General features: G+C 47.5%; 20 protein-coding genes. 15 read left to right on the top strand and 5 right to left on the bottom strand.

Features of this window, described 5'->3' with window-relative positions; translation table 11 throughout:
• Positions 1-76: 76 nt before the first annotated feature.
• From hpf to argH, 11 genes are all read left to right on the top strand, one after another.
• Entirely contained in the window at positions 77-625 is a 549-nt protein-coding gene (hpf, locus tag HQN88_RS23760; RefSeq protein ID WP_056611526.1) for a ribosome hibernation-promoting factor, HPF/YfiA family, read from the top strand.
• A 380-nt stretch (positions 626-1,005) separates the two neighbouring features.
• Entirely contained in the window at positions 1,006-3,525 is a 2,520-nt protein-coding gene (secA, locus tag HQN88_RS23755) for a preprotein translocase subunit SecA (protein WP_173117180.1), read from the top strand.
• Between the two features lie 66 nt (positions 3,526-3,591).
• Positions 3,592-4,705, top strand: a protein-coding gene (prfB, locus tag HQN88_RS23750; RefSeq protein WP_173117178.1) for a peptide chain release factor 2 whose coding sequence is annotated in 2 segments (ribosomal slippage) — positions 3,592-3,663 and positions 3,665-4,705 — 1,113 coding nt in all. Because the reading frame shifts where the segments join, the coding sequence is not laid out codon by codon here.
• A gap of 146 nt (positions 4,706-4,851) precedes the next feature.
• Entirely contained in the window at positions 4,852-5,694 is an 843-nt protein-coding gene (locus tag HQN88_RS23745; RefSeq protein ID WP_173117355.1) for a YitT family protein, read from the top strand.
• Positions 5,695-6,139: 445 nt separating this feature from the next.
• Complete coding sequence (gene argC / locus HQN88_RS23740) at positions 6,140-7,189, top strand: N-acetyl-gamma-glutamyl-phosphate reductase (RefSeq protein ID WP_216855805.1); 1,050 nt, start codon at positions 6,140-6,142, stop codon at positions 7,187-7,189.
• Positions 7,190-7,220: 31 nt separating this feature from the next.
• Positions 7,221-8,447, top strand: coding sequence for a bifunctional glutamate N-acetyltransferase/amino-acid acetyltransferase ArgJ (argJ, locus tag HQN88_RS23735; protein ID WP_173117176.1), 1,227 nt, complete (start codon positions 7,221-7,223; stop codon positions 8,445-8,447).
• A gap of 36 nt (positions 8,448-8,483) precedes the next feature.
• Entirely contained in the window at positions 8,484-9,254 is a 771-nt protein-coding gene (gene argB, locus HQN88_RS23730) for an acetylglutamate kinase (protein ID WP_173117351.1), read from the top strand.
• Between the two features lie 67 nt (positions 9,255-9,321).
• Positions 9,322-10,518 carry an acetylornithine transaminase gene (locus HQN88_RS23725; RefSeq protein WP_173117174.1) on the top strand — a complete coding sequence of 399 codons (1,197 nt, stop codon included), beginning with the start codon at positions 9,322-9,324 and terminating at the stop codon, positions 10,516-10,518.
• A 30-nt stretch (positions 10,519-10,548) separates the two neighbouring features.
• Entirely contained in the window at positions 10,549-11,508 is a 960-nt protein-coding gene (gene argF / locus HQN88_RS23720) for an ornithine carbamoyltransferase (RefSeq protein WP_068669427.1), read from the top strand.
• A gap of 45 nt (positions 11,509-11,553) precedes the next feature.
• Entirely contained in the window at positions 11,554-12,792 is a 1,239-nt protein-coding gene (locus HQN88_RS23715; protein WP_173117172.1) for an argininosuccinate synthase, read from the top strand.
• A 153-nt stretch (positions 12,793-12,945) separates the two neighbouring features.
• Entirely contained in the window at positions 12,946-14,361 is a 1,416-nt protein-coding gene (gene argH / locus HQN88_RS23710; protein WP_173117170.1) for an argininosuccinate lyase, read from the top strand.
• Positions 14,362-14,971: 610 nt separating this feature from the next.
• Here the strand turns inward: argH and HQN88_RS23705 are convergent.
• Entirely contained in the window at positions 14,972-16,717 is a 1,746-nt protein-coding gene (locus tag HQN88_RS23705) for a methyl-accepting chemotaxis protein (RefSeq protein WP_173117168.1), read from the bottom strand.
• 215 nt (positions 16,718-16,932) lie between these two features.
• On the opposite strand from HQN88_RS23705, the gene HQN88_RS23700 reads away from it, so the two are divergent.
• Genes HQN88_RS23700 through HQN88_RS23685 form a run of 4 tightly spaced genes read left to right on the top strand, consistent with a single transcriptional unit; the run spans position 16,933 to position 20,664 of the window.
• On the top strand, positions 16,933-17,976 hold the full coding sequence (locus tag HQN88_RS23700) for an HD domain-containing phosphohydrolase (RefSeq protein WP_246320417.1): 1,044 nt from the start codon (positions 16,933-16,935) through the stop codon (positions 17,974-17,976).
• Between the two features lie 19 nt (positions 17,977-17,995).
• Positions 17,996-18,550, top strand: coding sequence for a heme NO-binding domain-containing protein (locus HQN88_RS23695; RefSeq protein WP_173117166.1), 555 nt, complete (start codon positions 17,996-17,998; stop codon positions 18,548-18,550).
• A gap of 1 nt (position 18,551) precedes the next feature.
• A complete protein-coding gene (locus HQN88_RS23690) occupies positions 18,552-20,309 on the top strand; it encodes an ATP-binding response regulator (RefSeq protein ID WP_173117164.1) in 1,758 nt (585 codons plus the stop codon).
• A complete protein-coding gene (locus HQN88_RS23685) occupies positions 20,302-20,664 on the top strand; it encodes a response regulator (RefSeq protein WP_173117162.1) in 363 nt (120 codons plus the stop codon). Before HQN88_RS23690 ends, HQN88_RS23685 begins: the two co-directional genes overlap by 8 nt.
• 98 nt (positions 20,665-20,762) lie before the next feature.
• On the opposite strand, the gene HQN88_RS23680 is transcribed toward HQN88_RS23685, so the two are convergent.
• From HQN88_RS23680 to HQN88_RS23665, 4 genes are all read right to left on the bottom strand, one after another.
• Positions 20,763-21,398, bottom strand: a complete 636-nt coding sequence (locus HQN88_RS23680) for a DUF975 family protein (RefSeq protein ID WP_173117160.1) — start codon at positions 21,396-21,398, stop codon at positions 20,763-20,765.
• A 189-nt stretch (positions 21,399-21,587) separates the two neighbouring features.
• On the bottom strand, positions 21,588-22,478 hold the full coding sequence (locus HQN88_RS23675; protein ID WP_173117158.1) for a DUF4097 family beta strand repeat-containing protein: 891 nt from the start codon (positions 22,476-22,478) through the stop codon (positions 21,588-21,590).
• Between the two features lie 3 nt (positions 22,479-22,481).
• Complete coding sequence (locus HQN88_RS23670; protein WP_173117156.1) at positions 22,482-23,267, bottom strand: DUF1700 domain-containing protein; 786 nt, start codon at positions 23,265-23,267, stop codon at positions 22,482-22,484.
• Positions 23,268-23,380: 113 nt separating this feature from the next.
• On the bottom strand, positions 23,381-24,814 hold the full coding sequence (locus HQN88_RS23665) for a VanW family protein (RefSeq protein ID WP_173117154.1): 1,434 nt from the start codon (positions 24,812-24,814) through the stop codon (positions 23,381-23,383).
• Between the last annotated feature and the right edge of the window lie 146 nt (positions 24,815-24,960).

Raw genomic sequence — 24,960 nt, 5'->3', positions numbered from 1 at the left:
TAGCTCGGTATTTAAAGGAATTATGAAGATGAAGTGGAATGTGGTATAATGTAAGCAGGAAGGGAGATGTTTAACTATGGAAATTAGCATTCGCGGAGAACACCTTGAAGTTACTGAAGCCCTCGGAGACTATGTCGACAAGAAGTTGAATAGACTAGAGAGGTATTTTGAAGCTCCCCTTACATCCGATGTACAAGTAAAGCTAAGTGTGGTTAAAGGTCTTCAAGCCATTGAAGTAAGCATCCCATTAACAGGCGTGCTACTGCGAGCAGAAGAACGCAACACCGATATGTACGCATCCATTGATTTGGTTGTGGACAAATTAGAGCGCCAAATTCGTAAGCACAAGACCAAAACGAATCGTAAAATCCGCCAAGATGGTGGCAAACGTGATTTGTTCAAGGTTGAAGTCGCGGCAGCTTCCTATATGGAAGAAGAAGAGGACTTCGAGCTCGTGCGTAACAAACGATTCAATTTGAAACCGATGGACGTGGAAGAAGCGATTCTCCAAATGAATATGGTGGGTCATAACTTCTTTGTATTCTCGAACATGGAGACAGACACAGTCAATGTGGTCTACAAACGAGACGACGGTAAGTACGGTTTAATTGAACCAGCGATGTAATGCATAAACAATTGCCTAATACATTCAATCAACATTCCTATACAAAATGATCAAGTGAGCTTAATTCGATATCATCGGATTAAGCTCTTTGCTTTAAAATAAAAGACTTTATAAGTTTCACATACTAATGTGACTTATATTTCTGGATAAACGCTCCCATCTTTGAAGGACGGCGTAGCCGTTTATTTCGGCACATGAAGTCATAAACCTAGCTATGCATGTTAGCGGCCTCTCCATTTCATACTAAGAAAAACGAAAAGCATGGTTTTTAAGTCCTATTTCTATAGGTTTTAGAAGGAAGGGAATGCTCGTTTGTTGCGACAAGACTGTCATAAGTGGTACAATTTAAGGATACGAACGCAAGGGAAAGGGGTTCACCGATGCTAGGACTAGTGAAGAAAATTTTTGGTGATTCCAATGAACGGGAGATTAAACGGATGCTTAAGGCCGTTGACTACATCAACGAGCTTGAAGCCAGCATTAAACCGCTGACCGATGAACAGTTAAAAGGGAAAACAATCGAGTTCAGAGAACGTCTTGAGAAGGGCGAAGAAATCGATGATTTATTGCCAGAAGCTTTTGCAGTAGTTAGAGAAGCAGGTATTCGTGTACTAGGAAAACGTCATTATGACGTTCAACTTATCGGGGGTATGGTGCTGCACGAAGGCCGTATCGCAGAGATGAGAACAGGGGAAGGGAAAACGTTAGTTGGAACACTTCCTGTTTATTTGAATGCTTTGCTTGGTAAAGGCGTACACGTTGTTACCGTCAATGACTATTTGGCACAGCGGGATAGCGGGGAAATGGGTCAAATTTATGAGTTCCTCGGCTTAACCGTTGGGGTTAACTTGCATGACTTGTCTCATGAAGAGAAGCAAGCAGCTTATGCTTGTGATATTACGTATGGAACGAATAATGAATACGGGTTTGACTACCTGCGTGACAACATGGTGCTGTACAAAGAGCAGATGGTTCAACGTCCGCTTTACTATGCGGTCATCGATGAGGTCGATTCCATTCTAGTCGATGAAGCGAGAACGCCATTGATCATTTCTGGACAAGCTGCGAAATCGACAGACATGTACTTTACGGCCGATCGTTTTGTTTCGACGCTGAAAGAAGAAGAGGATTACACGATTGATATCAAAGTGCGTGCTGTCGCGTTAACGGAAGATGGCGTGGCGAAAGGTGAGCGAGCTTTTGGTATTGAGAACTTATTTGATCATCAAAACGTAAACATCAACCACCACATCACACAAGCGCTCAAAGCTCGTTTCATTATGAAACGTGACGTGGACTACGTTGTTCAAGAAGAAGAAGTTATGATCGTTGATGAATTTACGGGTCGTATCATGACGGGCCGTCGTTATAGTGATGGGTTGCACCAAGCCATTGAGGCGAAAGAGCAGCTGAAAGTTCAGAATGAGAGCATGACACTCGCTACGATTACGTTCCAGAACTATTTCCGTATGTACCGCAAACTAGCGGGAATGACGGGAACAGCGAAGACGGAAGAAGAAGAGTTGAAGAAAATTTACGGCCTTGAAGTTATTATCGTGCCGACGAACCGTCCAATGATTCGTAAGGATCTGCCGGATGTGGTGTATAAGTCAGAGAACGGTAAGTTCAGAGCTGTCGTAGAGCAAATCCTGGAACGCCATAAGCTGAATCAGCCGGTGCTTGTCGGTACGGTATCGATCGAGAACTCAGAGCGACTTTCCGAGTTGCTGAAGAAGAAAGGTGTTCAACATAAAGTACTGAATGCCAAGTATCATGCCGAAGAAGCGGAAATCGTTTCACGTGCAGGTCAACCCGGATCCGTTACGATTGCAACGAACATGGCGGGTCGTGGTACGGACATTGTGCTTGGTCAAGGCGTACATGATGCTGGCGGTTTGCATATCATAGGTACTGAACGTCATGAGAGCAGACGAATCGATAATCAGCTGCGTGGACGCGCAGGACGTCAAGGTGACCCTGGTTCCTCACAATTCTACCTTTCTCTTGAAGATGAGTTGATGAAACGATTCGGCGCTGAAAATATTATGGCGATGATGGATCGTCTCGGAATGGAAGAAGATCAACCAATTGAAAGCAAATTGATCTCCCGTGCCGTGGAATCCGCGCAAAAACGCGTTGAGGGTAACAACTTCGATGTACGTAAAGTCGTCCTTCAATATGACGATGTCATGAATCAACAACGTGAAATTATATATAAACAGCGCCGCGAGTTGCTGGAGTCCGAGAATATCCGTGAAGTCATCGAAGGTATGATCGGCGCAGTAATCGAGCGCATCGTGAAAGCACACTGTCCAGAAGAAACAATCCCAGAAGAGTGGGAACTGCAAGAAGTTGCGAACTTTGTGAACAACAACTTGCTGCATGACGATGCACAAATTACGGATCAAACCATTTGGGGTAAAGAGCAAGATGAGATCATTGAGCTGATCAAAGATCTTGTGAGCAAACGGTATGATGAGCGTGAAACGGAAATTGGCGCAGAGTTTATGCGTGAGTTTGAGAAAGTTGTAGCGCTCCGTGCAGTAGATAGCAAATGGATGGATCATATTGATGCAATGGATCAGCTTCGCCAAGGTATTCACTTGCGTGCATACGGCGGTACAGATCCACTTCGTGAGTACCAATTCGAAGGCTTCGAGATGTTCCAAGAGATGATCGATAACATTCGTGAAGAAGTCGCGATGTACATCATGAAAGCACACGTACAGAGCAACCTGGAGCGCCAAGCGGTAGCAGAAGGTCAGGCTGTTGACACGAAGAATGAAGCAGGCGGCAAAAAACCGCTAGTACGCGATGAAGAGCAGCGTATTGGACGCAACGACCCATGCCCATGCGGCAGCGGTAAGAAGTTCAAGCAGTGCCATGGTCAAGGCATGTAAGCGACTTAACAACCGACTTAACAACTTGTCTAGGTACATGCAAGCAGAATAAACGAGGTGTACGACATGCTAGAACCAGAAGTTAAACAAGACTTAAGAGAAACAGCGAAGCGACTAACCGAATTACGGGGGTCTCTTTGACTTAGATCATAAGCTAGAAGCCATCGGGGATTTCGAGGAAAAAATGGGTGCGCCAGACTTCTGGGACGATAATGAACGTGCCCAGAAGACGATCGCCGAGCTCAATGTGATTAAGAGTGTCGTAGATGAGTTCCAAGGATTCACGAACACATTCGAGGATATTCAGGTCATGGTCGAACTCGAGGAAGAAGAGAGCGATGCGGGTCTTGTCAAAGACATCGAAACCGGCATCGCGGCGCTCGTCAAGAAGCTCGAATCCTTCGAGCTTGGTTTGCTGCTCAATCAGCCGTACGACCGGCTGAATGCGATTCTAGAGCTGCATCCAGGCGCCGGCGGCACGGAGTCGCAGGACTGGGCAGAGATGCTGCTGCGGATGTACCGCCGCTGGGCGGAGAAGCGGGGCTACAAAGTCGAGGTACTCGACTATTTGCCCGGCGACGAAGCCGGCGTGAAGAGTGTCACGCTGCAGATCACAGGCTTCAACGCCTACGGCTACTTGAAGGCAGAGAAGGGCGTGCACCGGCTCGTCCGGATCTCGCCGTTCGACGCCTCTGGCCGTCGTCACACTTCGTTCGCATCGTGTGACGTGATGCCAGAGATCGAAGACGACACAGACGTGGGCGAGATCCGCTCCGAGGATCTCAAGATCGATACGTACCGCGCAAGCGGCGCCGGCGGTCAGCACATCAACACCACGGACTCGGCTGTGCGGATTACGCACATTCCGACTGGCGTCGTGGTGAGCTGTCAGCAAGAGCGCTCGCAGATCAAGAACCGCGAGAAAGCGATGAAAATGCTTCGCTCCAAGCTCTATGAGCGGAAGATCGAAGAGCAATTGAAGCACCTAGCCGAGATTCGCGGCGAGCAGTCGGATATTGCGTGGGGCAGCCAGATTCGCTCCTACGTTTTCCATCCGTACAGCATGGTGAAGGATCATAGAACCTCCGCTGAGACGGGGAACATTGGAGCGGTCATGGACGGCGACCTTGATGCCTTTATCGACGCGTATCTGCGCCATCAAATACGGAAGCCAGAGTAAGCCTGCCACAAGCCAAGCAAGCTGATTTGCCGAGCTGTGCATGGTTCACGTCATAAACGTTGATCCTACACCTATTAGGTGTAGGATTTTTCATGTAAACGAACAAAGGAGGACCACGGGTGTCCAGAAGAGAACCGCGAATCACAATGGGAAGTCCCACGCATACCGTTTTCGAATATATATTACTAATCGTTGGTTCGTTGATCATGGCAGCGAGCTTTAACAGCTTTCTGAACCCGAACCGAATCGCAACAGGCGGGGTCTCGGGGATTTCAACCATTTTGCAGGAAGTCACCCAAATAAACCCGGCGTACACACAGTGGGCGCTCAATATTCCGATTTTACTATTAGCACTATGGCTGCTTGGGAAGAAATTCGGCATTAAAGCGATCGTAGGATCGGTTATTTTCCCATTCTGCGTACTTATCACCAGTCATTTAGGCGTACCTACACACAATCCGCTGCTAGCTGCTGTATATGGAGGCATCGGCGTGGGTTTAGGTCTGGGGATCGTTTTTAAAGGGCGCGGCTCCACAGGTGGACTGGGGTTGGCAGCACAACTATTGCATAAATACTCCGGCTTAAGCCTTGGCTTATCGGTTGCCATATTCGATGGACTTGTCATCATCAGCTCTGCCCTGGTATTTACCCCAGAGAATGCGCTGTACGGGATGATCGGCTTATTCGTCACCACCAAGACGATTGATATCGTGCAGCTCGGCTTTAACTATGCCAAGGTAGCCTTTATTATTTCAGATCATACGGATGCCATACGGAAGGCGATTTTGTACGATTTGGATCGCGGGTTAACCGAACTTAGCGGATCGGGTGGATTTACGGGGGAATCGCGAACGGTCATGATGGTGGTCGTGAAACAGAATGAAGTCAGTCGATTAAAAACACTCGTGCAATCTGTGGATCCACAGGCTTTTGTAATTTTGAGTGAAACGAATGAAGTGTTGGGAGAAGGGTTTAAGCGCCATGCATAGTAGAGGACCGTCAGGAGAATGAATACCTGATGGTCCTTTTTTGTGGATAACTTGTTGGCAATCTGTGCGCAATCCTATGACTTATACACAATGCCTGTGTACAAATGTGCATAACTTGAGGGTAGCTAACATAATTTGCCTTCTGACTATAGTCTTTGGGATAATGAGTAGGGCTAAGTGCATTGGCAACGGAAGAAGCGATGGCGGCGATTAAGATTTTTTTATGCACGACTTGCGAAAATTGATGCATAATGTGCATATAACTCGATATAGTCAGACTATTCAGTTAACTAAAATCAATTCAATTTTACCGAATAAAAGCCTTGAAATACCTTGCTAAATAGCAATTTCGGCCAAAGTCAGAGCGCAAAAAAATTCATTGAATTATTATGTATACGAATGTATAATAATACATATATTTTCGGAACATCGGGAGGTCATGGGAATGAGTCAAAGTATTAGAGCGGCTATTATTGGAGCGACAGGGTATGGTGGTGCGGAATTGATTCGTCTTTTGCAGGCGCATCCACTTGTACAGATTACATCCGTTATTTCAACTTCGAATGCAGGCGCGCCGTTGGCGGAGCATTTTCCGCATTTGCAGGAAATCGTTGTAGATATTCTCGATGTTCTTGATGTTGAGTTGATCGCAGGCAAAGCAGACGTTGTGTTTCTAGCTACTCCGGCAGGCGTGAGCGCGGGACTTTCGCCTAAATTGATTGAGGCGGGCCTGAAGGTGATTGATATTTCGGGAGATTTGAGACTGAAGTCCGCTAGCGACTATGAAAAATGGTATAAAAAACCGGCCGCTTCAGAAGAAGCTTTGGCGCGTTCGATCTACGGTCTATCCGAGGTATTCGGGGACGAAGTGAAGGGCAGCGATCTGATCGCCAATCCAGGCTGTTACCCAACAGCGACGCTGCTAGGACTTATTCCTGCAGTTGAAGCAGGATGGATTGATCCAGCCACGATTATCATTGATGCGAAATCTGGTGTATCCGGTGCGGGTCGAGGTCTGGGCCTGGGCACACACTACTCGGAAGTAAATGAGAATTTAACGGCTTACAAAATAAATAAACATCAACACATCCCAGAAATTGAGCAAGCGCTGAGTCGCATTGCAGGGAAACCAGTTGTGACGACGTTTACGACGCACCTTGTGCCGATGACACGTGGAATTATGGCGACGATGTACGCCACGCTAACAGGTGAACATACAGCTGAAGAGTTTATCGAGAAGTATCGTCAGTACTATGAAGGCCGCAAGTTCGTACGGATTCGTCCACTTGGCAAATATCCTTCCACGAAGGAAGTTATGGGCTCGAACTACTGTGATATCGGCTTCGCGGTGGATGAGCGTACAGGGCGTGTAACAATCGTGTCGGTTATCGACAATGTTGTGAAGGGCGCTGCCGGTCAAGCGATTCAGAATTTAAATATTATGCAAGGCTGGGACGAAACGACAGGGTTGTTGTTCGCACCGGTATATCCATAACAAGAAGATGAGGATAGGTGAGTAGACGACCATGTCGGATCAAGTAAGCTTCACTATCGTGCCAGAGGGCACTGTAACAACACCGAAGGGCTTCCGCGCAGGCGGATTGCACTGCGGATTAAAGAAAACGGAGCGCTATGATCTTGGCGCGATCCTCTGTGATGTACCTGCGTCAGCGGCAGGCGTGTACACGCTGAACGCGTTCCAAGCGGCTCCGCTTCGCGTGACGCAAGAAAGCATCGCCCACAGCGGCAAGCTGCAGGCGATGATCGTGAACAGCGGTAACGCGAACGCGTGTACCGGTCAGCAAGGCGAAGACGACGCTCGCGCGATGCGCGCGGCAAGCGCGAAGGTACTTGGCGTGGCGGAGCACCACGTCGGCGTGACGAGCACGGGCGTTATCGGCGAGTTACTGCCGATGGGCAAAGTGCTGAGCGGCATTGAGCAGCTGCCAGCGAAGCTGAAGCTAGACGGCGGCGAAGACTTCTGCCAGTCGATCCTAACGACGGATCTCGTGCAGAAGATGACGTGCGTCCGTGTTGTCGTTGGCGGCAAAGAGGTTCACATTGCCGGAGCGGCGAAAGGTTCGGGGATGATTCACCCGAACATGGCGACGATGCTCGGTTTTATGACAACCGACGTCGCGATTGAGAGCGAATACCTGCAGCTGTTGCTGAGCAGGATTACAGATAACACGTTCAACATGATCACTGTTGACGGAGATACAAGCACCAACGACATGGTCGTGGTGATGGCAAGCGGGCTAGCCGGCGGCGACTCCCTGCATCCGGGACACCCGGATTGGGAAGCTTTCGCAGCAGGGTTCCAATACGTTGGCGAATACCTCGCCAAAGCGATTGCTCGTGATGGCGAAGGCGCGACGAAGCTGATCGAGACGACGGTTATCGGAGCGGAGAGCGACGATGCGGCGCGGAAGATCGTGAAGTCGATCATCGGATCGAGCCTCGTGAAGTCCGCCGTATATGGCGCTGACGCGAACTGGGGCCGGATCATTGCGGCTGTAGGTTACTCTGGGCAGCCGGTGAACGTGAACACCGTGGATATTCGCTTGGGCGATATCGCGGTTTTGGAGCAATCGCGTCCCGTGAAGTTCGACGAGGAAGCAGCGCTGGTCTATTTGAAAACAGATACGATTCAAATTCATGTGAATTTACATATGGGCGAAGGCAAAGCAACGGGCTGGGGCTGCGACTTGACCTATGATTATGTCCGCATTAATGCGGCATATCGGACGTAAGGAGGAAAAAGAGCAGTGAAGAACAATTGTTTTGTAATGAAATGCGGGGGTAGCACGCTTGCGGCGCTGCCTAGCAGTTTTTTTGAGGATATGCGCCACCTTCAGGAAGAAGGCATTGTTACGGTCATCGTGCATGGCGGCGGTCCTGCCATTTCAGACACGCTAGGGAAGTTGGGTATTGAATCTGGCTTCGTGAACGGGCTAAGGGTAACTTCTGAAGCAGTGCTCGACGTAGTTGAAATGGTACTGTCTGGCCAGATTAACAAAGAAATCGTACGCCGTATTCAGTTAACAGGCGCGAAAGCGCTTGGGTTGTCCGGTGTGGATGGACATTTGATCGAAGCAAAACCAGTAGCGAACAGCCATGAAGTAGGTCTTGTAGGCGATGTGACGAAGGTCAATGCAGAGCTAATTCAAGGCATCGTCGGTATGGGCTACATTCCCGTTATTGCGCCAGTTGGTTTAGGGGCAGATGGCGGACAGCGGTATAACATCAACGCGGATACGGCGGCTGGTGCTGTCGCTTCTCACCTTGGCGTGGAACAAATGGTTGTTGTGACCGATGTTCCCGGCATTATGAAAGTCGTGGATGGTGAGAAGCAAGTGCTTCCTGTCGTCAGCGTAGCGCAGATTGAAGAGATGATCACAAGTGGCGACATCTATGGCGGCATGATCCCGAAGGTTCGTGCAGCGATTGCTTGTATACAAGGGCAAGTGCAAGAAGTAGTTATCGTGAACGGTTCAGAGCCGAACGTGTTAAGTAAAGTGCTGAGAGGCGAAGGCATCGGCACACGCATCGTACGTTAATTTTAATAACCCCAGGTTGAGCTTACGAAGCTAGTTTTCTAACGAAAACTTTTAGGAGGGAATGTACATGACAGAACAAGGGAAAAGCTCGTTATTTCCAACGTACGCCAGATATCCGATTACGCTAGTGAAAGGTGAGGGCAGCCGACTGTGGGACGATACAGGTAAGGAATACATCGACATGATGAGCGGCATTGCCGTTGCAGCTCTTGGGCATGCACCACAAGGTGTAAAAGAGAAATTGATCGAGCAGCTTGATCAGCTTTGGCATGTGGGTAATCTATTTCATATTCCAAATCAGGAAAAATTGGCTGGTCTATTGACGGACAACAGCTGTGCGGATGCTGTGTTTTTCTGTTCCACAGGAGCGGAAGCGAACGAGGCTGCGATCAAAATCGCACGTCGCTACTCGCAAAAGGTGCTGAACAACGGTCGTTACGAGATTATCACGTTCAACATGTCCTTCCATGGGCGTACGATTGCTACATTAACAGCGACAGGTCAGGACAAAGTAAAGGAAGGCTTCCTTCCGCTTCCAGAAGGTTTCGTCTATGCGGATTATAACGATATCGAGTCTGTTCGCAGCCTCGTGAACGACCGTACGTGTGCAGTTATGCTTGAGTTCGTGCAAGGGGAAGGCGGCGTATTGCCGGCAGATCCAGAGTTCGTGAAACAATTGGCTGCACTATGCAAAGAGCACAATTTGCTCCTGATCGCGGATGAAATCCAGACGGGCGTAGGACGTACGGGTAAGCTTTTTGCCTATGAGCATTATGGTGTAGAGCCGGATATTTTCTCATTAGCTAAAGGTCTTGGCGGCGGATTCCCCATCGGGGCGATGCTGGCTAAAGGCTACTTGGCGGAAGCGTTCAGCGCAGGTAGTCACGGTTCCACGTTCGGTGGTACACCCATTGCAACGGCGGCGGCTCATGCAACATTAAGCACGATTATCGACAATCAATTGCCAGAGCGTGCAGCAGAGTTAGGCGCGTATACGGTGAAGACGTTAGAGAGCAAGCTGGCGGGCAATCCGTTAGTGAAAAGCATTCGTGGTATCGGTCTTTTGATTGGAATTGAATGTACACAACCGAGTGCCGAAATCATTAGCGAAATTCATAAACAAGGCGTGTTGGTCATTCCAGCGGGACCTAACGTGATTCGTTTAGTGCCGGCGTTAACGATACCGCAAGAAGATTTGGACCAGGCGTTAGAAGTCGTATGCGGTGTCCTCTCCCAGAAGGCATCCACCATTAGCGGCGTCTAACCGAAGTTTATCGTAGAGAGGTTGGATCATATGAATAGCACGGTTAAGGAAGAACTGGCTGCCCAGTTGAAGGGCAAGGATTTTCTTGCTTTAATTGATTATACAGCGGAAGAATTAGAGTATCTGATTCAATACGCGATCGAGTTGAAACGCAAGCAGAAGGCGGGAGAGCCTCATGCGGTACTAGCTGGTAAAACGCTGGGTATGATTTTTGAGAAATCCTCCACGCGTACGCGTGTTTCCTTTGAAGTAGGGATGTACCAACTTGGCGGTCAAGCGCTTTTCTTGAGCAAAAATGATCTGCAACTGGGTCGCGGCGAGACGGTATGGGATACCGCCCAAACCTTGTCCCGTTATTTGGACGGGATCATGATTCGTACCTACGAGCACCGCAAGGTGATCGATTTGGCGCGCGGAGCGACGGTGCCTGTTATTAATGGCTTAACCGATCATGCGCACCCTTGCCAAGTAATGGCGGATTATCAGACGGTTTTGGAGAAAAAAGGCCGTTTGAAAGGCATCAAAGTCGCCTATATCGGCGATGGCAACAACATGGTTCACTCCCTGATGATGGGAGCTAGTAAGCTGGGGATGGATTTCGCAATTGCTTCGCCAGAAGGCTATGACGCTGATAAAGAAGTGATTCGCCAATCCAAGGAAAACGCAGCGGAAACAGGCGGAAGCCTGCTCGTTACGCGCGATCCACGCGAAGCTGTTGAGAATGCGGATATCATCTACACGGATGTATGGGCGAGCATGGGGCAAGAAGCGGAGCAGCAGGAGCGGGAAATCGCGTTCAAGAACTTCCAAGTTAACGAGGCTTTGGTGAAATATGCAAAACAAGATTACTTGTTCATGCATTGCTTGCCTGCACACCGTGGGGAAGAAGTAAGCGAGGGCGTCATCGACGGCGGCCATTCCATTATTTTTGATCAAGCAGAGAATCGTCTTCACGCGCAAAAGGCTATCATGGCCGCGACAATGATATAAATTTTATTTTAATTTGTGAGAGTAGAAACGGAGCGAAGCGTAGACATGGCTAAGGAAAAAATCGTACTCGCCTATTCAGGCGGGTTGGATACATCAGTTATCCTCAAATGGTTAAAAGAAACGTACGACGCAGAAATCATTGCATTCACAGCGGATATTGGGCAAAAGGATGAGCTTGACGGCCTGGAAGAAAAAGCACTAGCAACGGGTGCTTCCAAAATCTACATCGACGATCTACGCGATGAGTTCGCGAAAGATTTCATCAACCCGATGTTCCAAGCGGCGGCTCTTTACGAAGGCCAATACCTGCTGGGCACAAGCATTGCACGTCCTTTGATTGCGAAGCGTATGGTTGAGATCGCGCGTGCTGAAGGCGCAACAGCGATTGCTCACGGTGCAACCGGTAAAGGGAATGACCAAGTGCGTTTCGAGCTTACAGCTGCGGCGCTTGCGCCTGAGCTGTCCGTGATCGCACCTTGGCGTTTGGAGCAGTTCCGCGAGGAGTTCCCGGGTCGCGCAGAAATGATCGCTTACGCGGAGAAGCACAACATTCCGGTAACCGCATCCGCAGCGAAGCCGTATTCGACAGACCGCAACTTGTTGCACATCTCCTTCGAGAGCGGCATGTTGGAAGATCCTTGGTTCGATCCAGCAGCTGACGACAACAAAGGCATGTACGTGCTTAGCGTTGCGCCAGAAGATGCACCAGACCAAGCGGAGTACATCGAGCTTGAGTTTGCTGCTGGTGATTGCGTAGCAATCAACGGAGCAAAACTTACACCACTGCAAGTGATGGAATCGTTGAATGAAATCGGCGGCAAACACGGCATCGGTCGTGTGGACATGGTGGAGAACCGTTTCGTCGGCATGAAGAGCCGTGGCGTATACGAGACGCCGGGCGGTACGATTCTTTTCACCGCTCACCGTAAAATGGAATCCCTCACAATGGACCGCGACGTTATGCACCTTCGTGATTCTTTGATCTCAAAATATGCATCCCTTGTATATAACGGCTTCTGGTTCGCACCTGAGCGTTTGGCCATTCAAGCGCTTGTGTCCGAGAGCCAAAAGAACGTATCTGGTACAGTTCGTCTGAAATTGTACAAAGGTAATGTGATCGGCGCTGGCGTGAAAAGCCCAGTATCCCTTTACAACCCAGATATCGCGACAATGGAAGCAGATCCAACAAAGGCTTACGATCAAGGCGATGCAACAGGCTTTATCCGCTTGAATGCACTGCGCTTGAAAGTGGGTTCCGGCGTGGAACAAAACGCGAAAAAGTAACTGCAGGGCAACCATTACATTGAATAAATGATGTTGGTTGTCAATTCTATAGCTGCTCAGCCGTGGGCTTTCCCTTTGTGGAAAGCCTTTGGGCTGTCCATAAGGTTGTCCCATAAGGGTTTCTAGGAGTTAATACGAGAGGGGTCATGCACCGTGTCTAAGCTTTGGGGTGGACGTTTCACGAAACAAACCGACCAATTGGTCGAAGAATATACAGCATCCATTACTTTCGACAAAGAACTTGCTGAGGAAGATATCGAAGGCAGCTTGGCGCACGTGACGATGTTGGGCAAATGCGGGATTCTTCCTGCTGCCGATGTAGAGAAAATCAAAGACGGCTTGCTGCAAGTACAGGGCATGATTCGCCGCGGCGAGCTGGAATACACGATTCAGAACGAAGATATTCATATGAATATCGAGAAAACCTTGATCGACCTGATCGGTCCTGTCGGCGGCAAGCTGCACACGGGCCGCAGCCGCAACGATCAAGTGGCGACGGACATGCATCTCTACCTGCGCAAGCGCGTGGTGGAGTTCGTTGGCTTGCTGATCAAGCTGCAGGAAGCCCTGCTTGAGAAAGCGAAGGCTAATCTCGATACGATTATCCCGGGGTATACACATCTGCAGCGTGCGCAGCCGATCTTGTTCGCGCACCATCTGATGGCCTACGTCAGCATGTTCCAGCGTGACCTTGAGCGCTTGCAGGACAGCTACAAGCGCGTAGACATGCTGCCGCTCGGCGCTGGAGCGCTCGCGGGCACGACCTTCCCGATCGACCGCCATTTCGTGGCGGAGCAGCTCGGGTTCGGACGCGTGTACGAGAACTCCCTGGATGCGGTCAGCGACCGCGATTTCATCCTGGAGTTCCTCTCCAACGCGTCCATGATCATGATGCACCTTTCTCGCTTCAGCGAGGAAATGGTGCTCTGGTCTTCGACCGAGTTCGCGTTCATCGAACTCGATGATGCATTCTGCACCGGCAGCTCGATCATGCCGCAAAAGAAGAACCCGGACGTAGCCGAGCTTGTCCGTGGTAAAACAGGCCGCGTCTATGGCAACTTGTTTGGTCTGATGACCGTACTCAAGTCGCTGCCGCTGGCGTACAACAAGGACATGCAGGAAGACAAAGAAGGCATGTTTGATACGGTTCGTACCCTGCAAGGTGCGCTGCAATTGTTTGCTCCGATGGTGTCGACAATGAAAGTGAACACGGAGCGCATGCGCCAAGCCGTGAACCAAGATTTCTCAAATGCAACGGACATTGCAGATTACCTGGTGAACAAAGGTCTTCCTTTCCGCCAAGCGCACGAAGTCATCGGCAAAACGGTGCTCTACTGCATTCAAAACAAAAAATACTTGCTCGATATGAGCATCGAGGAGTTCAAAACCTTCTCCGAGCTATTCGAGTCCGATATTTATGCGGTTCTTCAACCTGAGCAAGTCGTGAATGCACGTAATGTGTTCGGTGGTACGGCGAGCAATCAAGTGAGCGAGGCCATTGGTCGCGCGGAGCAAGTGTTAGCCGAATCGCAGGCATGGTTGCAGGACTTTTTAGAGAAAAGTAAATAAGTTTACTAAAAAAGCTCTCTCCATCATCCATAGGATGAAGGAGTAGAGCTTTTTTAATACGTTAGCATTCATATGTTCTTGGGGGTTGGGTTAAACGTAAGGAGGGGGATAGGTGCTGGATGGAAGCATCGAAACTCAATGGTGTTCACGTCAAATAGATGGATTTTATACAGTTATATTTCGGGTTTTTCCTCTTTAATGCACAATAGATGGAAAAGATCAGGCTGTCGAGAAAGTGCCCTTTTTCAAGTTTGAATTAATTAACGTCACTTTTAGACTCGAACGTTGTCTCTCAGATTGTTTTAAATCGATTTTTCTTTTAAGAGGAGAGATCCACCACATAAAAATCAAACTGTCGAAAACACCGCGAGACTTTCTCGACAGCCTGAAAAGATACAGTTAATTATATGCATTTAGCCAATCTATATAATTATAGGTGGTTTTAACTACATAATTTCCAGTTAAATTGATTTTCCGAAGCAAATCCTCGCAAATAACTGTATATTTTCCATTTAATATAAATCATCAGCATAGGTGTCTTTCCATATCATCAACATTGTCTGACATTTCGAAGAGCGTAGCCAGTTAATGTAATTAATAACCTACCACTCTATACTTTAAATTGTTGAATAACATCCTGCAGCTGGGCTGACATGTCATTTAAGTTCTTAACCGAGGCAGAGATACCATCGATGCTCGATAGCTGTGTTTCGGTCAAAGCGGATATCGTTTGTGCGGTACCTGCCGATTGGTTGGCGGAATTCTCCATTTCGGATAAGGATGACATGATCTGTTGAGAGGTAGCTGACATGCGATCGGCTTCTGAGGATGCTTGCTGTACCTGTCCTAGGACCTGCTTAACAGCGCTGTGAATTCGTTCAAAAGCGAACCCCGTTTCCTTCAAAGTCCCTACACTGGATGAGATTTCTTGGTCACCTTGATGCATGGTTTCTACGGCTCCGAGGATATCTCCTTGGATACCCACGATCAGCTCTGTGACCTGCTCCGAAGACATTTTGGAGCGTTCTGCGAGCTTTTTAACTTCCCCCGCGACTACGGCAAACCCTTTGCCATGTTCCCCAGCACGTGCAGCTTCAATTGAAGCATTCAAGGCCAAGAGGTTCGTTTGTGACGAGATATCGGAGATGATCGAAACGATTTCACCAATCTGCTGGGAACGATCACGCAGTAAGTCGATGATGCTAGACAGGTTGTCCATGGTTGAGCTAACGACCTGCATTTGGGCATTCGTTTGCTGGATATAGGCATTTCCTTTTTCCGCTTCCAATACCGTGTTTTCGGATAAATTGAAGGCGATAGAAGAGCTGGATGCGACCTGCTGAATGCTGTCGGACAATTCTTTCATAGCGGAAGAGCTTTCTACGACACTAATTGCATGTGTGTTTGTACTAGCTGCTACACCGTGCATCACAGAGGAAATGTGATTGGCGGCTTGTGCCATTTGATCCAGAGATTGCGAGACCTGCTTAGATTCCTCATTTAAGGCACCGGAGCTTAAGCTAGCTTGCGATACGAGTTGCTTGATATAGGCTTTCATCTGATTGAAAGATCCAGCTAGTTTGCCAATTTCATCTCGATTCGTCACATTCAAATTAGCTATTGATAAATTGCCCGTCGCAATTTCACTGGCTTGATGTTCTACTCGAACGAGAGGCTTAGCGATATGTCTAGCGAAGAGGATGAGAACCAATAGACCGACCAGTAAACAAATGACAAGAGTGAGTATAATCGTATTCAACATGTCCGTTTGTCCAGCGTTATAATCTTGTAAGTAGGAACCGGCTGCCACAACCCATCCCCACAGTGGATCCTTCTCCGCATAGGTGATTTTCATAGCTTCTTTCGTGGAACCGCCTGGCAGTGGCCACATATAAGTCGTGAATCCACCTTTATTTTCTGCTTTTTGAATCATTTCTTGGATGAAAAGTTGACCATCATTGGATTTCTTATCCCAAATATTTTGACCTTCCAACGAGGGATGTGCAAGTTCGGTTCCCTTGTTATCAAGGACAAAGAAGTACCCATTTTTGCCTAAATCAATATTGGGATTGATCGGTCTTTTGCCATCGGTCTTGGGACCAAGCATCCATATTTTCACTTTCTCTTGCGCTTCTTCCTTGGTGATATTCCCCGATTTAACGGAATCATCAAAGGATTGAATCAGCTGGATGGACATTTGTACGGCATTCCGTAAGTCTTTTTCGATCAAGGAATTCGTGACATTGGAAGATACATAGTAGGAGATACTGCCGAGGATGAGAATGGGGATAAGTAGTAATAGCAGAGATGTTGTCACAATCTTCATCTGAATGTTCATCTGAAAACTTTTTAACATATGGTTAATTTACCCACTTTCTATATTATTTTGTATATATTCTTGGTAATCATTGTAATCCCTCTATTTCGACAAAATATTTACAATTCGTGTAAAGGAAATCCATGTTAACTTTTTATATAAATTTCGACATTACAAAGTCACATCGTATGATATATATGGTAAAATATGCATTAGAATTAGTTCTACAAGCAAGGATGGAATGAGGTGCATAGATGGATAAAATTTGGATGCAAGGCGCTCGTTTTCTGATTATCGACGATCAGGCTTACAATATCAGCCTGTTGGAGCGAATACTGAGCCGTGCAGGTTTTTCCAATTTACACTGTACAACGGATCCCAGACAGCTAGAATCCTTATTTGAAGAGATTAAACCTGACATTATTTTATTGGATCTACATATGCCTGACGTGGATGGATTCGCTGCTTTGAAGCTGCTCCGGGAACGGGTAGAGGAAGGTCATTTTTTGCCGATCTTAGTGCTTACTGCCGATGTGACGCAGGAGGCCAAGAAGGAAGCCCTGCATTTGGGGGCTCATGATTTCCTCACGAAGCCTTTAGATAAAACAGAAGTTGTCTTACGGATCAAAAACTTGTTGAAAACACGATTCTATCATTTGCAGCTGCAGGACCAGAATCAGTTGTTAGAGCTGCGCGTACAGGAACGGACGGTTAAACTAGAGCAGGCGAAGCTGGAAATCCTGCAACTATTGGGGCGAACTTCGGAATTCCGAGATGATCAGACGGGGCAGCATACGCAGCGCGTGGGTCAAATGGCGAAGGAGATTGCTTCCTCGCTGGGTTTATCGGATCACGAAGCATCGTTGATTGAACGAGCTACACCTTTACATGATCTCGGAAAGCTAGGCATACCGGATGATATATTATTGAAGCCAGGAAGATTCAGTCCTGAAGAATTCGAGCAGATGAAAACACATACGACAATTGGTGCAAGTATCCTCGAGGGGAGTCAATTCCCGGATTTGCAGTTAGCCCATACGATTGCCTTAACGCATCATGAGAAGTGGGACGGTACAGGGTATCCGAACGGATTAAGGGGAGAAGAAATTCCACTTGCAGGGCGCATTGTGGCACTTGCTGACTTTTATGATGCCTTGACGCACGAACGTCCCTATAAACGGGCATGGTCCACCGAGGAAGCTTTGACGGAAATTCAGAAGCAGCGTGGTTTTCATTTTGATCCCCAAGTGGTGGATGCCTTCATGCACATCGTACGTAAAGAGATTTACTCTATATAGAAAATGGGAGCGTGTTACGATGAAAGGCATGGTTTTTACTTCTTTTCTTGAAATGGTCGAAAATAAATTTTCTTTAAGCATCGTGGATCAAATTATTGAAGGATCGGATTTACCTTCAGGCGGGAGCTACACCTCTGTGGGCACTTATCATCATGGTGAAATGATTCAGCTTATCGTGCAGTTAAGCCAGCGGACAAGCATCCCTGTTACCGATTTGATTATTACTTTCGGTGAATATTTGTTTACCCAACTCATCGAGCTGCACCCACAATTTCTGCAAGAAAATAGCACGGTATTTAGCTTTTTGCAAAAGGTGGACAGCTATATTCACGTTGAAGTTCGTAAGCTCTATCCGGGCGCTGAGCTGCCTGCGTTCGAATATGACACGTCCATAGAAGGGACGCTGATCATGATTTACCGATCCTCGCGACCGTTTGCGGATTTGGCTGAAGGGCTGATTAACGGATGCATTCAGCACTATGGTGAGGCGATTCACGTGGTACGCGAGAACTTGGAGGAAGGAACCGCGGCACGGTTTATTTTGTCGAAAGCGTCGGAAGCGGAAGTGAAATGATATGCAGGAGATATCCGAAATTGATGTTCTTCGAAGACAGTTAGAACGGGAGAAGAAAGCACGGAAGGCAGCCGAACAGATCGCCGAGGAGAAGACACGGGAGATTTACTACGTGAATCAAGAGTTGATGCAGTTAAACGATCAATTGGAGGAATTAGTCAAGGAGCGTACAGCGGAGCTCTCCAAAGCACGTGATGAGGCGATCGAGGCCAATCAGATCAAAAGTCAGTTCCTCGCCAATATGAGCCATGAGCTGCGTACACCGCTGAATGCGATCATTGGCTATAGTGAGATGCTCAAAGAAGATGCTGAGGATATGAATGAGCCCGCATTTGCAGATGACTTGGGCAAAATTCATAACGCCGGCAAGCATCTATTGACACTCATTAATGATATTCTGGATCTCTCCAAGATCGAATCGGGTAAGATGGATATGTATCTAGAAGTCTGTGATATCCCCACTTTGATTCGCAATGTGCTGACGACCGTCAATCCGCTTATAGAGGCAGGCGGCAACCGTTTGGAGGTTGCTTTTCCCGAAGGAGAGATACGAACAGATATCACGAAGTTGATGCAGATTCTCTTCAATTTGTTGAGCAATGCCGGTAAGTTTACAAAGGATGGCACAATCTGGCTGACTGCTGGTTACGAGATGGTTAATCGGCGATCTGGCATTAGCTTTAGTATTCAGGATACAGGGATTGGGATGACTGGGGAACAGATGACACATTTATTCCAAGCTTTTAAACAGGCTGATTCCTCGACAACGAGAAAATACGGAGGAACGGGACTTGGACTTGCGATCTCTCAGAAGCTGTGCCAAATGATGGGCGGCCACATCAGCGTGGATAGTGTATATGGTCAAGGTACAACATTTACCGCTTGGTTGCCTTTGCAGGAGAATCAGGTGGGTAGAAGCCTTGATGAAGTGATGGAGAGCAGTCCGCTCGATATTCAAAGCAATCGCACGGTATTGGTCATTGACGATGATCCAGCTGTGCTGCAACTGATGCAGCGTTTTCTCAGTAAAGAAGGTTGTACAGTTGCTTTGGCCCAAAATGGTGAAGAAGGCATTCGACTAGCTAGAGAGCTGCGTCCTACCTTGATATCCCTCGACGTCCTTATGCCGGGGATGGATGGTTGGGCCGTGCTGACGACGCTCAAGAACGATCCGGAACTATCCGGTATCCCCGTTATCATGATGTCGATGACCGATGACAAGAATACAGGCTATGCACTGGGGGCGGCAGAGTTCCTGACCAAACCAGTTTATATTGATAAATTAATCTCTGTGTTGGATAAGCATATCCCTGAGCGTCAAACCAATGCCGTACTTGTCATTGAGGATGATGTGACCACAAGTCACATGATGACGCAAATGTTGGAAAGGGAAGGCTTCAAGGTCTCGAAGGCGAAGGATGGTCGCGTGGCTTTGAGTATGATGTCTCAAGCGCTTCCGCAATTAATCTTGCTCGATTTAATGATGCCGGGCATGGATGGTTTCGAGTTCGTTACGGAGCTGCGCAAACGTGAGGAGTGGCAATGGATTCCGATTGTCGTTGTGACGGCGAAGGATATTGCTTCCGAGGACCGGATGCGACTGAATGGTTATGTGAAAAACATTATCCAAAAAGGAAGCTTTAAACGCGAATCGTTGCTGCAGGAAATCCGCAGCCTTATGGCAAGTGCGATGAATGAGCATAGCAATGGGGATCAGGCCTGTATTCGACGTAAAGAGGAAGCGGACGACCATGTCTAAAATTTTATTAGTGGAAGATAACGAAATGAATCGTGATATGCTGTCCCGCCGTTTAATCCGCAAAGGCTTCGAAGTCATTATGGCGACAGATGGACAGCAAGGTGTTGATGCAGCACGGACCGAGATGCCAGCCCTTATTCTTATGGATATGAGTCTTCCTGTCCTGGATGGCTGGCAAGCGACTCGAGTGCTTAAAGCCTCGCCGGAGACGCGGGGCATCCCCATTATCGCGCTAACCGCTCATGCCATGGCAGCCGATCGGGAGATGGCTTTTGATGCAGGTTGCGATGATTTTGATACGAAGCCGGTTGATTGGAATCGGCTGTTGGAGAAGATTGAGTCCTTTTTGAAATAGATCACCGCTTGAAACCGTAATCCTCATGTATCGTAAACAAGCCCTTCCCGTCATCCATCGGATGTTCGAGAAGAGCTTGTTCTCTTTAGTTGTTGTCTTTATGATGTAATTTTAGTTAGTCTGTCCGCATTCAGAAAATCATAGAATACCGATCTCGCCGTATTGTAGTAAGTACCAAGCCATAATGCTCCAATAAATAAAGTAAATGGAACTAATAGTGCCCAGCCTATAAAACTAAGTGCTAAACAAAAATATTTCCACTTGTACCCTTTCATCATCTCCGCACTAACTCGAATGGCTTTCGATGAAGACAGTTCTGGATTATCGATCTTTACATATATTGCCTGTGAATATCGTAAGGAAGCAATGATACCCGGAATGATAAATAGCAGTGTCCAAGCCAATATTTTAAGTCCCATTAGTAAAGTTAATTTGAAAAATGGCCAGTAATTTCTAATTGCAAATGAGAAAGAATCGGCGTACCCAAGTTTCTGTTGTCTAGCTAAATGAAGGAAGTACGTTGATACAATTGTGGATATAACAACGGACAGGAGGATGGAGCCTAAACTAAACAAGATAGATAAAACGTAATGCTCACCGTCTTCAGTTAAACTACTGCCGATCCCAAAAGGGATTGTGATTAGAAGGGTAATCAGATACAACCCAACGGCCGCGAACCAATTCCCCTGTAATGCTTGTCTTGCTTCTTCTCGAATTTCTCTACTTTTTTTCAATGTTGCCCCTCTTCTCTCTTTTGTTATACAGCATTTTTTACTATTGGATAAATATGGGAAGTTGCTGTATAATTTTGTATATTCGGGGCAATGCGACTTAATTCCTTCTTCTTCGACAAAAATTTTCAAAATCTCAAAAAAGAGGCCATCTCTGAAGGTCTACTTCGACCTAAGAGACAGCCTCTGGATTTATCTACCTTTAACCTCTACATAGCCTGTATCTGTCCGTACTGTAACTTTTTTGCTGCCATTGCCAATAGAACCTTTGGCTTCATTTCGGCTGGCTCGTTGTTGAACGCTCACACCTGGTACATCCAGCGTAGCGCTGCCTGTATCTGTGCGTAGATCGAAGCTTGCATCTGTAGGTGCAGAATCTAGCTGTATGCGAACTGTTCCCGTGTCCGATTCAGCGGTAACTGTATCACCGAGCTCACGAAGCTTCGCTGTGATGGTACCTGTATCGGTTTTGAGCTTCACATTGCCCTGCCCGTCGTTGAGATGAATACTGCCTGTGTCGGTTTGCAGATTCAATGTTTTTCCTTCATAACGGTCAACTGTAATCGTTCCTGTATCCGCACTAGCAGTCAGCTTCTCAGCTTTTACTTCCTTGAAGTTGATGCTGCCCGTATCCGTTCTGACCGTAATGGCCTTGTAAAGTTTGTCGGGCAAACTGACTTCTGTCCGCAAACGAAGGCTTTGACCGCTGAATAAGCTTTTGAATTCTGTGAGGTCAAATCCGAAATCAATGTGATTTTTTCTATTCGTACAGACATCGACTCGCCATGTATTTGAACCTTCTGTCACGGCTTCGATCGTACAATTCTGATCATTCTCGGATCGAGCAGCGCCGACTAAATGAACGCTGATTTCATCTGAATTGCTAGGAACAAAAGTAATGCCTGAGATATCATTTTCAATAATTAATGTATCGATATTGGCTGCGGCTATTTTTTTCTCGATATCAATGTTTGCGACACCTGTATCCAAGTCTAAGGATTGGAAAGACACGGCAGCTCCAATCAGGCCTATTGCCAGGCAGATAAAGCCGGTCACTAAGAAAAATTTCACTTTACGTTGCATGGCTTATGCCCCCTTAATCAATTTGGCGTTGAATTGGATGTACTTCCAGCTAAGTTTGAAAAACTGCTTAAGCAGCCAAGTGCTAAGCGTTGTGATGATGATGCCTAAGCCAAAGCAGGCAAGCAGTGTAAAGGAAATGAATTGGAAGTCACTCCCCGATGTTCCCGCTAAGCTGGTAAGCACGCCAATAACAGGTGCAATTAGCAGAGCGAATCCGGCAGCGAAAAACCCAATCAAAGCTGCACAAATCCCAACCCACGGACCTACAACGAATACGAGATTAAAGAAACCAAGCATAATCGAAATAATGATCGCCTTTATCCCGCTTTCCGGCTTTGCTGTCGGATAGGGAGGCGGGTAGGGTGTATTATACACAGGTGGGTAATTCAGCTGAGGTGGCTGTGTGTAGGCAGGCGGTACCCAAGATTCTGGGGCTTGTACGGGAATTTTTGGTCCGACAGCCGGATCGGGCTGCTTTACATACGGGATAGTTGTCTCTCCAAGCTCCTCATTCGAATAAGGCAGTTCCTCAACTTGTATCGCTTCAACATCAAACTCATCTAGGGGACGTTTAGCAACCTCCTCTTTAATAGGTGGCGACTCTTTCTGTGCATCCCAGTTTGGTACTCGCGGATAACCGAGAGACTGTGAAACCTCGTCTTCATGCTTGCCGTTTTCAACGGCTTTTTGAAATAATTCTTCATACACTTTTAATATATTTTGGCGCTCCTTCTCGGGAAGTCCGCGCAGACGATAGTTTAATTCTTTGAAATAATCCACTTTGCTCATCGTTATGCCTCCTTCAATACTCTTTCGATAGTCTTATCATAAAAGAAAAAAGTCATAATGACGTAGTAACTACAGTCACATGACCTTCATGATTTCATCACAATTATTGTGTATCATTGGACAGCAAGCGTACTTACGCCATCTTCCACCACGGGCTGCTTAGGTGCTAGGTCCTCTGTTTGGAGATCTTTACGGTTGGCCGCGATGACGGAAGGCACAGGTGAATACTGATCCTTCGAGATTAACTCTTTACTCACGATTGTGCCGTTTTCTCGTTTGGTTCGATAGGTCTCAACCTTGTAACCCACCTTTCCCGTGCTGATTGGGCGTTCTAACCCTCGGCTCAAGCTCGGATTGTTCACATATTTAACGGGGGGCTGAATTGTTTCTACGACCTTGGACTCAATGTCATAGGTGATAGTTGGTGTTTGATGCCCAAAAAGTTTTACGGTCACCGTTGAATCCGTTGTTATGGTACGTATCCAAATGTAGCTACTGGTATTGTTACGAAATTTGAAATTAATATAACCGCTTGCGAATGTCGCATCTTGCCCGAGAGGGACGTAACTGACTGGGAGAGAGTGATTACGTCGTTCTACGATTTCAAGACCGCTGCGCAAAACGGCATTATAGAGCGTTGTGGACACTTGGCATATGCCGCCGCCGATTCCTGGGACGAGACTCCCATTCAGAATAACCGGGGCTTCTTTGTAACCAAATTTGGCTTCTGTTTGAGCAATGATCTTACTGTAATCAAAAGTGTCGCCCGGTGCCATCAAGTAATCCTGAATGGACGTAGCGGTTGCTCGTATATTGTGAACCCGTCCTTCACCCGATTGGGGGAACGAGGTCGTGAATTCGGAAATTTTGCCATCGATGCCTTGCTGCTTCAAGGATGCTATTGTGACAGAGGGGCTCAGCTCGTAAATGGGCAATGAGAGCCCGAGTGGTGCGGTATGCGTGAGAGTACCCAAACTAGGGGCGATGCTTTGCAACTGCTCCTGCAAGTGCGCGGTATCGATGCGCAGCACGTTTCGCTCGGGTTCGTAAGTAACCTGATCTTGAGGTTTGAGGATACGCTTGGCGGCAACAGGCTGTTTCGTATATAGCTCTTTCCAAGTATCTTTTACAGTAGCCGTAAGCCCCGCGGGATCCACTGAGACATTCAAAGGGATATTCGCATTTCGCAAGGTCCAGCGAGCTTTGGCACGTTCGAAGGGAGATCCGCTAGTTAATTGTTGGAGGGCTTGTGTAAGGAGGCTCTTGTCATAACGAATGCCTAATTGTCCTAGAGGTAATTCTTTGGCTGTAATTTCAGGGTAGGATGTGTGCAAAAGGACAGGGAACGCGGCTAATCGTTTCAGGCGCTGCTCGGATTCAGACTGAAATGTCGCATAGGTCATTCCACCCACACGCCAGTCAGCAATCGTGACATTCGCAGGGAGGGTAGATTGAGTTCCGTATATGTAGAGTGCGGTGCCGCACGTGACGAACAAACCAAGAGCGAGCGAGAAATAGAGGATGGGGTTTCTGAATGAGCGTGTCATGAAGAGCCACTCCTTTACATACGAATGTGATACGGCCTGTCTCTTTATATGTATCGATCTTGATGCTAATTTAGTACAGAATCCTGATTCGGCTAAAAGTTGTACAATGCATGGTATAATGACGGTATTCCCCATGAATTTCCGAG

Origin of the sequence: Paenibacillus qinlingensis, from assembly GCF_013204845.1 — a bacterium.
Classification (GTDB): domain Bacteria; phylum Bacillota; class Bacilli; order Paenibacillales; family NBRC-103111; genus Paenibacillus_E; species Paenibacillus_E qinlingensis.
This window is presented reverse-complemented; position numbering and strand designations above follow the sequence as displayed.

What these genes read in the sequence shown, in the direction of transcription:
- hpf (WP_056611526.1), top strand. Translation starts at nt 77, where the DNA reads ATGGAAATTAGCATTCGCGGAGAACACCTTGAAGTTACTGAAGCCCTC.
- secA (WP_173117180.1), top strand. Translation starts at nt 1,006, where the DNA reads ATGCTAGGACTAGTGAAGAAAATTTTTGGTGATTCCAATGAACGGGAG.
- HQN88_RS23745 (WP_173117355.1), top strand. Translation starts at nt 4,852, where the DNA reads ATGGGAAGTCCCACGCATACCGTTTTCGAATATATATTACTAATCGTT.
- argC (WP_216855805.1), top strand. Translation starts at nt 6,140, where the DNA reads ATGAGTCAAAGTATTAGAGCGGCTATTATTGGAGCGACAGGGTATGGT.
- argJ (WP_173117176.1), top strand. Translation starts at nt 7,221, where the DNA reads ATGTCGGATCAAGTAAGCTTCACTATCGTGCCAGAGGGCACTGTAACA.
- argB (WP_173117351.1), top strand. Translation starts at nt 8,484, where the DNA reads ATGAAATGCGGGGGTAGCACGCTTGCGGCGCTGCCTAGCAGTTTTTTT.
- HQN88_RS23725 (WP_173117174.1), top strand. Translation starts at nt 9,322, where the DNA reads ATGACAGAACAAGGGAAAAGCTCGTTATTTCCAACGTACGCCAGATAT.
- argF (WP_068669427.1), top strand. Translation starts at nt 10,549, where the DNA reads ATGAATAGCACGGTTAAGGAAGAACTGGCTGCCCAGTTGAAGGGCAAG.
- HQN88_RS23715 (WP_173117172.1), top strand. Translation starts at nt 11,554, where the DNA reads ATGGCTAAGGAAAAAATCGTACTCGCCTATTCAGGCGGGTTGGATACA.
- HQN88_RS23705 (WP_173117168.1), bottom strand. Translation starts at nt 16,717, where the DNA reads ATGTTAAAAAGTTTTCAGATGAACATTCAGATGAAGATTGTGACAACA.
- HQN88_RS23700 (WP_246320417.1), top strand. Translation starts at nt 16,933, where the DNA reads ATGGATAAAATTTGGATGCAAGGCGCTCGTTTTCTGATTATCGACGAT.
- HQN88_RS23695 (WP_173117166.1), top strand. Translation starts at nt 17,996, where the DNA reads ATGAAAGGCATGGTTTTTACTTCTTTTCTTGAAATGGTCGAAAATAAA.
- HQN88_RS23690 (WP_173117164.1), top strand. Translation starts at nt 18,552, where the DNA reads ATGCAGGAGATATCCGAAATTGATGTTCTTCGAAGACAGTTAGAACGG.
- HQN88_RS23685 (WP_173117162.1), top strand. Translation starts at nt 20,302, where the DNA reads ATGTCTAAAATTTTATTAGTGGAAGATAACGAAATGAATCGTGATATG.
- HQN88_RS23675 (WP_173117158.1), bottom strand. Translation starts at nt 22,478, where the DNA reads ATGCAACGTAAAGTGAAATTTTTCTTAGTGACCGGCTTTATCTGCCTG.
- HQN88_RS23670 (WP_173117156.1), bottom strand. Translation starts at nt 23,267, where the DNA reads ATGAGCAAAGTGGATTATTTCAAAGAATTAAACTATCGTCTGCGCGGA.
- HQN88_RS23665 (WP_173117154.1), bottom strand. Translation starts at nt 24,814, where the DNA reads ATGACACGCTCATTCAGAAACCCCATCCTCTATTTCTCGCTCGCTCTT.